This is a genomic window from Caulobacter sp. (genome assembly GCF_035254145.1).
Taxonomy (GTDB): Bacteria; Pseudomonadota; Alphaproteobacteria; order Caulobacterales; family Caulobacteraceae; genus Caulobacter.
Genome location: NZ_DATFAV010000130.1, coordinates 1 through 8,207 on the forward strand (window position 1 = coordinate 1; position 8,207 = coordinate 8,207).

Annotated in this window: 9 protein-coding genes and 1 riboswitch; of the genes, 1 reads left to right on the top strand and 8 read right to left on the bottom strand. The window is 68.3% G+C overall.

Going from position 1 to position 8,207, the window contains the following annotated elements; genetic code table 11:
• Nucleotides 1–29: 29 nt before the first annotated feature.
• The 7 genes from VJ655_RS07750 to gcvT form a co-directional block, all read right to left on the bottom strand.
• A complete protein-coding gene (locus VJ655_RS07750) occupies nt 30–809 on the bottom strand; it encodes a transglutaminase family protein (RefSeq protein WP_324110491.1) in 780 nt (259 codons plus the stop codon).
• Nucleotides 810–1,018: 209 nt separating this feature from the next.
• Entirely contained in the window at nt 1,019–1,462 is a 444-nt protein-coding gene (locus VJ655_RS07755) for a hypothetical protein (RefSeq protein WP_324110492.1), read from the bottom strand.
• A complete protein-coding gene (locus VJ655_RS07760) occupies nt 1,459–1,878 on the bottom strand; it encodes a hypothetical protein (RefSeq protein ID WP_324110493.1) in 420 nt (139 codons plus the stop codon). Before VJ655_RS07760 ends, VJ655_RS07755 begins: the two co-directional genes overlap by 4 nt.
• Nucleotides 1,879–2,012: 134 nt before the next feature.
• Nucleotides 2,013–3,590 (bottom strand): aminomethyl-transferring glycine dehydrogenase subunit GcvPB, encoded by a 1,578-nt coding sequence (gene gcvPB / locus VJ655_RS07765; protein ID WP_324110494.1) that lies wholly within the window; start codon nt 3,588–3,590, stop codon nt 2,013–2,015.
• Nucleotides 3,587–4,933 (bottom strand): aminomethyl-transferring glycine dehydrogenase subunit GcvPA, encoded by a 1,347-nt coding sequence (gcvPA, locus tag VJ655_RS07770; protein WP_324110495.1) that lies wholly within the window; start codon nt 4,931–4,933, stop codon nt 3,587–3,589. Before gcvPA ends, gcvPB begins: the two co-directional genes overlap by 4 nt.
• Nucleotides 4,934–5,053: 120 nt before the next feature.
• Nucleotides 5,054–5,419, bottom strand: coding sequence for a glycine cleavage system protein GcvH (gcvH, locus tag VJ655_RS07775; RefSeq protein WP_324110496.1), 366 nt, complete (start codon nt 5,417–5,419; stop codon nt 5,054–5,056).
• 72 nt (nt 5,420–5,491) lie between these two features.
• Nucleotides 5,492–6,604, bottom strand: coding sequence for a glycine cleavage system aminomethyltransferase GcvT (gene gcvT / locus VJ655_RS07780; protein ID WP_324110497.1), 1,113 nt, complete (start codon nt 6,602–6,604; stop codon nt 5,492–5,494).
• 150 nt (nt 6,605–6,754) lie between these two features.
• Nucleotides 6,755–6,845, bottom strand: a riboswitch (glycine riboswitch).
• Nucleotides 6,846–6,968: 123 nt separating this feature from the next.
• Between gcvT and VJ655_RS07785 the strand changes: the two genes are divergently transcribed.
• Nucleotides 6,969–7,775 carry an ORF6N domain-containing protein gene (locus VJ655_RS07785; protein ID WP_324110498.1) on the top strand — a complete coding sequence of 269 codons (807 nt, stop codon included), beginning with the start codon at nt 6,969–6,971 and terminating at the stop codon, nt 7,773–7,775.
• Between the two features lie 10 nt (nt 7,776–7,785).
• Here the strand turns inward: VJ655_RS07785 and VJ655_RS07790 are convergent.
• A partial coding sequence (locus tag VJ655_RS07790; RefSeq protein ID WP_324110499.1) for a DALR anticodon-binding domain-containing protein occupies nt 7,786–8,207 on the bottom strand: 422 nt, incomplete at its 5' end.

Consider the following 8,207-nt stretch of genomic DNA (forward strand, 5'->3'; position numbering starts at 1 on the left):
CAACGGGCCGTTGGCCGACCGCCACCGGTTCACCCCACCGCCTTGATCGAGAAGCTCTGTTCGACCAGCATCGCCTGGCCGAAGATGGTCATGAAGGCTATGTCGGCGGCGTCGCGGCCGGTCGCGACCCGGACCAGCCCCTCGACCGGCGCCAGGCCCGTGGCGTCGACCAGCCACCAGAGGCCGCCCAGATAGACTTCGGCGATGGCGTGCAGGTCCGGCGGCTCCAGGCGCCAAGCATAGGCGCTGACGGCGCGGGCCGGGATGTCGGCGGCGCGGCACAGGCCGATGACCAGGTGGGTGAAGTCGCGGCAGACGCCCGCCCTGTCCACCAGCGTGTCGACCGCCGTCGTGCCCGCGTCGCTGACCCCGGCCTGGTAGGTCACATGCTCGGCGATCCAGGCCAGGATCGCCATCACCCGCCGCCCGCCCTCCAGGTTTCCGAACTCATGATGCGCGAAGCGCTCGAGCCGGTCGGAGGGGCTGTAGCGGCTGGCGCGCAGGAACGGCAGGACGGCGCTCGGCAGGTCGCGGATGGCCATGGCTGGCTCATCGGCCAGGTCGTGGGCGCGGGGCATGACCTCGACATTGGCGCGATAGAGCGCGTTGACCCGTCCCGAGGCGGTAAAGACCGTCCGCCGCTCGAACGTCACCGGGTCGTCGACGCGCGCGGCCTCGACATTGGGCCAGAAGGTCAGGGCCTCCGAGCGTACGGTCTGGTCAGGCCCATGCGCGGCCTCCACCAGAAGCAGGACCTCGCAAGGGTCGGGGAAGTCGTAAGTCAGCGAAGCTTCGACCTCGAAACGCATGGATTGTCCTGAGATCACGGATCGGCGCGACCGGGTCGGCCGCGCCATTCCGTATCAATTCCCCGGACCCCGATGGGTTCAGGACGTCGTGGCGGGCGTCGCCATGCCTGGAGCATTTTCCGATCCAACTGGATCGGTGAAATGCTCTAGTCTTTTGTTTTGACGCATTTACCGACGACGAGCCGGCATCCGCTTCGTCGGAGAATGCCCTAGCTCGTCTTGGCCATCTTCCGCGCCACGTACTTCTTCACCCGCTTGCGGGTCTTCTTCAGCAGCCGCCAGCGGGCCTTGCGAAGCACCATCTTCTCGGTGCGGAGCATCTGCTGCCAGACGACCAGCAGCACCTCCGGCTCGCGACGCATCAGGCGGCGGATCGGGAACACCAGCTTGGGATGGCGACGCTGCCAGCGGATGAAGGTCTTGCGGGCCTGGAACGAGTAGCGCAGCACGATCATCAGTCCGATGACCAGCAGCGGCAGGCCCACGTGCCCGGGCAGCGGCGTCAGGATCGCCCCGGCCAGGATCACCAGGGCGCCGAAGCCGATCGCGATCCAGCGGAAGGCGCGGGCGGCCGACTCGCGCAGCAACAGGGCCAGACGCGCGCGGCGGCGAACCCGGTGCTTGATGTCGATGGTGGCGACCGTAGCGTTCACCGCGAGACTTGCTTCGCGGCGCGGCGCTTGAACGACTTGCGCCAGCGGACGGCGACCCGCCACTTGCGCGGCACGACCAGCCGCTCGACGCGCAGGGCCTGCTGCCACGCCACCAGCACGACCTCGGGCTCGCGGCGCAGCAGGCGGCGCAGCGGGAAGATCAGCTTGGGGTGGGCGTGCTGGAAGCGAACGAACTGCTTGCGGGCCTTGAACGAGTTGCGCAGCACCAGCATCAGGCCGACCACGGTCAGCGGCAGGCCCATCGGCCCCGGCAGCGGCGCGATGACGATGCCGCCGATAACCAGCAGCACGCCGAGCGTGACCAGAATGACGCGCAGGAATCGCGCGATGAGCTCACGGGCGAGATCATCGGCGGTGCGGCGGGCGCGCGGCATGGCGAGGGCGAGAGCAGTCATGGGATGAACGAAACGGGCTTGCGCTTCGCCTGCTCCCTGGATCACCCAGCCAGCCCCGACGCGCACCACCGATATGTGGAGCGATGAGGGCGCCGTAAAGGCGCCCTTGGGTCGCAACAGGGGTATGGAGAATGCTATTCAGCCGCCAGTGGCGCCGCGGCCACAGGTTTCCACCTCAACCGGGGCTTGCGGGCGGCCATCGTCTCGTCCAGCCGCCGGAGCGGGGCGTGGAACGGCGCGCCCTTGAAGCGCTCGGTCTCGCCAGCCTTGGCCGCGCCAGCCAGAAGCCGCAGCGCCTCGATGAAGCGGTCCAGCTCCTGCTTGCTCTCGGTCTCGGTCGGCTCGATCAGCATGGCGCCGTGTACGACCAGAGGGAAATACATGGTCATCGGATGGAAACCCTCGTCGATCATCGCCTTGGCGAAGTCGAGCGTGGTCACCCCGGTGTCTTCCAGCCAGTGGTCGTCGAACAGGGCCTCGTGCATGCACGGCCCCTCGGGGAAGGCCGGGCTCATCACGTCCTTCAGGCGGGCCTTGATGTAGTTGGCGTTCAGCACCGCGTCCTCGGCCACCTGGCGAAGACCATCGGCCCCGTGGCTGAGCATGTAGGCGTAGGCGCGGACGAACATGCCCATCTGGCCATGGAAGGCGCTCATGCGGCCGAAGGCGGTCTTGGCGCCCACCTCGCCGGCGTGCTCGACCAGGGCGAAGCCGTCATGGCCGTGGACCAGCCAGGGTGTCGGGGCGAAAGCGGCGAGCGCCTCGCTCAGCACCACCGGACCCGCGCCCGGACCACCACCGCCGTGCGGCGTGGAGAAGGTCTTGTGCAGGTTGATGTGCATGGCGTCGACGCCCAGGTCGCCCGGGCGCACCCGGCCGACGATGGCGTTGAAGTTGGCGCCGTCGCAGTAGAAATAGGCCCCGGCCGCGTGGGTCAGGCGGGCGATCTCGACGACATCGCGCTCGAACAGGCCGCAGGTATTGGGGTTGGTGACCATGATGGCGGCCACGTGGTCGCCCAGCTTCGACTCCAGGTCGGCCAGGTCGACGCGACCATCCTGCGTCTGGGCGATCTCGACGACGGTGTAGCCGACGAAGGCCGCCGTGGCCGGGTTGGTGCCGTGGGCGCTGGTCGGGGCCAGGACGGTCTTGCGGTGGCCGTTGCCGGCCGCCTCGTGGGCGGCGCGGATGGCCAGGAGACCGCACAGCTCGCCGTGGGCGCCCGCCTTGGGCGACAGGGCGACGGCCGGCATGCCGGTCAGGGTCTTCAGCCAGTGCGCCAGGCGGTCCATCAGCTGCAGGGCGCCCTGCACCGTCGAGGCCGGCTGCAGCGGGTGAATGTCCGAGAAGCCCGGCAGGCGCGCCATCTTCTCGTTCAGGCGCGGGTTGTGCTTCATCGTGCACGAGCCCAGCGGATAGAGCGCCAGGTCGATGGCGTGGTTCTTTTGGCTGAGACGCACGTAGTGGCGGACGGCTTCCGGCTCCGACAGGCCGGGCAGGCCGATCGGCTCGGCGCGCAGCAGGCCGGCCAGGTCGTCCGACGGGGCGGTGGCTTGCGGCAGGTCGACGCCGGTCTTGTTCCAGCCGTCCAGTTCGAAGATCAGGGCCTCGTCCTGGAGGAGGCCGCGACCGCCGCTGAGGGTCTCATGACCGATGGCGCCTTCATTGGCGGCTTCGGGGCGCGTGGGGCGGCCGACGTTGTTCATGCTCATTGGCCCGTCACCTTGGTCAGCAGCTTGGCGAAGAAGGGGATGTCGATATCGAGCGTGGTCTCGGTGGCCGCGACCAGCAGCACGTCGTCCAGGCCCGCGCCGGCGTCGAGGCGCGAGAACGGCACGCCGGCGATGATCCCGTGACCGGCCAGGGCCTCGACGACCTCGTCGGCCTTGCCCGGAACGCGGATGGCGAACTCGTTGAAGAAGCGCGGGGTCAGGATCTCGACGCCCGGCACGGCCTTCAGGGCGTCGCGCAGGGCCACGGCCTTCTGGTGGTTCAGGGCGGCCAGCTGGCGCAGGCCCGTCTCGCCCAGCAAGCTCATGTGGATCGAGAAGGCCAGGGCGCACAGGCCGCTGTTGGTGCAGATGTTGCTGGTCGCCTTGTCGCGGCGGATGTGCTGCTCGCGGGTCGACAGCGTCAGGACGAAACCGCGCTTGCCGTCGGCGTCGACCGTCTCGCCGCACAGGCGGCCCGGCATCTGGCGGACGAACTTTTCCTTGCAGGCGAAGAGGCCGACATAGGGGCCGCCGAAGTTCAGTCCGTTGCCGATCGACTGGCCCTCGGCCACGGCGATGTCGGCGCCCATCTCGCCCGGCGACTTCAGCAGGCCGTACGAGACCGCTTCGGTGGTGACCACGATCAGCAGGGCGCCGGCGGCGTGGGCCGCTTCCGCGATCTTCGTGACGTCGGTGACCGTGCCGAACACGTTCGGGGTCTGGACGACCACGCAGGCGGTGTCGGCGTCGATGGCGGCGATCACCGCGTCCTCGGCGTCGACCGCGGGGGCCAGGGCCTCCGTCGCGACACCGGCCGCGTGGGCCAAGGTCTCGATGGTCTCGATGTAGTGCGGGTGGACGCCGCCCGACATCACCGCCTTGTTCCGGCGAGTGACCCGCTGGGCCATCATCACGGCCTCGGCCGCGCCGGTCGAACCGTCATAGAGCGAGGCGTTGGCCACCTCCATGCCGGTCAGGGCCGCGACCTGGGTCTGGAACTCGAACAGCACCTGCAAGGTGCCTTGGGCGATTTCCGGCTGGTAGGGCGTGTAGCTGGTCAGGAACTCCGACCGCTGGATGATGTGGTCGACCGTGGCCGGCACGTGGTGGCGATAGGCGCCGGCGCCACAGAAGAACGGTCCCTCCCCCGCGGCGCGATTACGACGGGCCAGGCCCGCCATCTCGCGCTCGACTTCCAGCTCGCCCGCATGGAGCGGCAGGTCGACGGTTCCAGAGCGCTGGGCCGAGGCGGGCACGTCGACAAAGAGGTCGTCGATCGACTTCACGCCGATCACGCCCAGCATCTCGACGCGGTCTTCTGGGGTCAGGGGGAGGTAACGCATTCTTTTCGTGCCCAATTTGTCATCCCGGCCGAAGCGAAGCGGAGAGCCGGGACCTCGGAAAGCGCGGCGCTTCCGGCGGTCCCGGCTCGGCCTTCCGGCCGTCCGGGATGACAGGTGAAGTTACAGCGTGGCCAGGAACGCTTCGTACGCGTCACGATCCATCAGAGCGTCGACCTCGGCCGGGTTGCTCAGCTTGATCTTGGCGAACCAGCCGCCGCTTTCCGGCAGGGCGTTGACGGTCTCGGGCGCATCGCCCAGTTCGGCGTTGCCTTCGATCACCTCGCCCGACACCGGGGCGTAGACGTCCGAGGCGGCCTTGACGCTTTCGACGACGGCCAGCTGGTCGCCCTGCTTGACGACCTTGCCGGCTTCCGGGGTCTCGACGAACACCACGTCGCCCAGTTGCTCGGCGGCGTAGGCGGTGATGCCGACGGTGGCCACGTCGCCCTGGACGATGACCCACTCGTGATCCTTGGTGAAACGCATCTGTGAGCCCTTCTTCTTGAGTTTAGCGCGCGACGGCCGCCAAAACCGGCGGCCACTTTTGGCTGTCGCGCTTTAGAGTTTGCGGACGTAACGGTTGGCGACGAACGGGGTAGCCACCACCTCGGCGGCCGCCTGCTTGCCACGCACGATGACCTTCAACTTCGTCCCGACGGCGGCATAGGCCGGGGGCGCGAAGCCGATGGCGATGGGGAAACCCAGGCTGGGGGCGAAGCCGCCGCTGGTGACCTTGCCGATCACCGCGCCGGTCTCGTCGGCGATCTCGGCGCCTTCGCGGGCCGGGGCGCCCTCCAGGACCTTCAGGTTCACGCGGACGCGCGTGAGCTCGCCGGCCAGTTCCTTGAGGATCCGGTCGGAGCCCAGGAAGTCGCCCGCCTCGCGGCGCGACTTGCCGACGGCGAAGTTCAGCCCGGCCTCGATCGGCGAGACCGTCTCGTCCAGATCGTGGCCATAGAGCGGCAGGCCCGCCTCCAGACGCAGGCTGTCGCGCGCGCCCAGACCGATCGGCTTGACGCGCTCGTCGGCCAGCAGGGTGTTCCACACCCGCTCGGCGGCGTCCGCCGGGACCGAAATCTCGTAGCCGTCCTCGCCGGTATAGCCCGAGCGCGAGACGATCGCGTCGACGCCGAAGGCGGTCAGGGCGCGGGCGTCCATGAACACCATCTGGGCGGCTTCCGGGATGTGGGCGGCCAGCACGGCGGCGGCCTCGGGCCCTTGCAGCGCCAGCAGCGCGCGGTCCTCCAGGCGGGTCACCGTGGCCTCGCCGGCCAGCTCGCGGGCGATGATGGCGTAGTCGTTGTCCTTGCAGGCGCCGTTGACCACGACGAACAGGCCGTCGTCGTCGGGACGCGCGGTCATCAGATCGTCGACGACGCCGCCCTGGGCGTTCAGCAGCACGCCGTAGCGCTGCTTGCCGGCTTTAAGGCCCTGGTAGTCGGCCGAGACGACCTTCTCGAAGCTCTTGGCGGGGTTCTCACCCCGGATGCGGGCTTGGCCCATGTGCGAGACGTCGAACAGGCCGGCGTGCTCGCGGGTCCAGAGGTGCTCCTTCAGCACCCCGTCCTTGTACTGCACCGGCATGGAATAGCCCGCGAACGGCACCATGCGTGCGCCCGCCGCCACATGGGCGTCGAAGAGGGGGGTCTTCTTGAGGTCTTGATCGGACACGGGACGGGCTCCAAGCGGGGTCGGCGAGACGGCCGGCTCTCGCCGACTGGTCGCGCCCCCGCTGTCCCTTGGGCCTGAGAGATTCCGGGACGTCGCGTCCCTTGCTCCTTCGGCGAGCCGCCCTTGCGGGAGGCCTCTTTCCAGCGTTCCTAAACTCGCGCGGTCCTTTTGCCTGAGCGTTTCCGGGGCGGTTGCGCCTTCGGCCTCGGGAGCGAATCCCGATGTCTCCCGCGAGGGTCCTCGGCTCTTTGGGCGACGCGGGGTCGAGAGTCAACGGCGGACACCGCCACTCGACCGACGATTGCGAACAATGCAGGAACGGAGTCAAACTTGAAGTCGCAAAATGCGACTTCAAAGAGCGGTCATGACCGAACAACCTCCATCGACGATCGACCAATCGCTCCATGTACTCGAACTCCGGGGCCAGTCCGTCATCTCGGACGTGGACTTGGCTGACCTGTTCGGCGTGGAGGTCCGCCGGCTGAACGAGCAGGTGAAGCGTAATGCGGAAAAGTTCGAGAGCTTCGCCTTCCAACTCACGACAGCCGAGTTCGCAGCTTTGAGATCGCATTTTGCGACCTCAAACGTCGGCAGGGGCGGCCGACGGTACAGGCCCTACGTTTTCACGGAGCATGGCGTCGTCATGGCCGCGACAATCGTGAAGTCCGAACAGGCCATCGCCGCCACGCGGTTCATCATCAAGGTCTTCGTCGAGGCTCGGCGCCGAGCCTTGGCCTCGGACGGTCGCAACCTTCCCAGCCTGATCGACGCGCGCCGCCTGCTTCCGCTGGAGAGCGAGACCCGCATCGGACTGATGGGCAAGCTGAGCAGCGCCCTCGGTCGGGTGCTGGACGCCATAGCCGATCCTGTGGCTCAGACGACCGTGCGCGAAAAAGCCCACGCCATCGCCGCCGAAGGCCTGCGCAGCATCAAGGAGTACTTGAAGAAGGCCGGCGTCCAGAACGAGAAGACCCTGGCCGAGGTGCGCAAGCTGCTGGCGGAGGCCGAGGCGGTCGAGGCCGAGACGGCCCAGCGCGTCACCGAGAACCAGCATCGGCAGCTGGCGCTGCTGGCCAAGCAGTTGCGGCTGGTTCTGGTCGCCCAGCAGTATCTCGAACGCGGCGGCGTCGAGGACCTGCTGTCGGTGCTGAAGGACCTGGAAGGCGCCTGAGCGCCCTCCGTTACATCCGTTCCGGCGCTTCGATGCCCAGCAGGTCCAGCGTCAACTCCAGTTGGCGCAGCGTCGTCTGGGCCAGGCTCAGGCGCGAGGCGCGCAGGGCGTCGCTGTCGGCGGTCATGATCGGGCAGGCGGCATAGAACTTCGAGAACGACTGGGCCAGCTTGTAGGCGTGCTCGGCGACGAAGTTCGGGGCCTTCTTGTCGTAGGCCTCCTGCAGCGCGCCCTCGAAGGCGTCGAGCAGCATGGCCAGGTCCCGCTCCGCCTGTTCGCCGATCACGATCTGGCCCGCCGTCGCCCCGGCCTCGGCGGCCTTGCGCAGCACGCTCTTGATGCGCACCGACTGGTACAGCAGGTACGGGCCGGTCTTGCCCTCGAAGCTGGTGAAGCGGTCGAGGTCGAAGACGTAGGACGTGCCGCGGAAGT

What these genes read in the sequence shown, in the direction of transcription:
- VJ655_RS07750 (WP_324110491.1), bottom strand. Translation starts at nt 809, where the DNA reads ATGCGTTTCGAGGTCGAAGCTTCGCTGACTTACGACTTCCCCGACCCT.
- gcvPB (WP_324110494.1), bottom strand. Translation starts at nt 3,590, where the DNA reads ATGAGCATGAACAACGTCGGCCGCCCCACGCGCCCCGAAGCCGCCAAT.
- gcvH (WP_324110496.1), bottom strand. Translation starts at nt 5,419, where the DNA reads ATGCGTTTCACCAAGGATCACGAGTGGGTCATCGTCCAGGGCGACGTG.
- gcvPA (WP_324110495.1), bottom strand. Translation starts at nt 4,933, where the DNA reads ATGCGTTACCTCCCCCTGACCCCAGAAGACCGCGTCGAGATGCTGGGC.
- VJ655_RS07785 (WP_324110498.1), top strand. Translation starts at nt 6,969, where the DNA reads ATGACCGAACAACCTCCATCGACGATCGACCAATCGCTCCATGTACTC.
- VJ655_RS07760 (WP_324110493.1), bottom strand. Translation starts at nt 1,878, where the DNA reads ATGACTGCTCTCGCCCTCGCCATGCCGCGCGCCCGCCGCACCGCCGAT.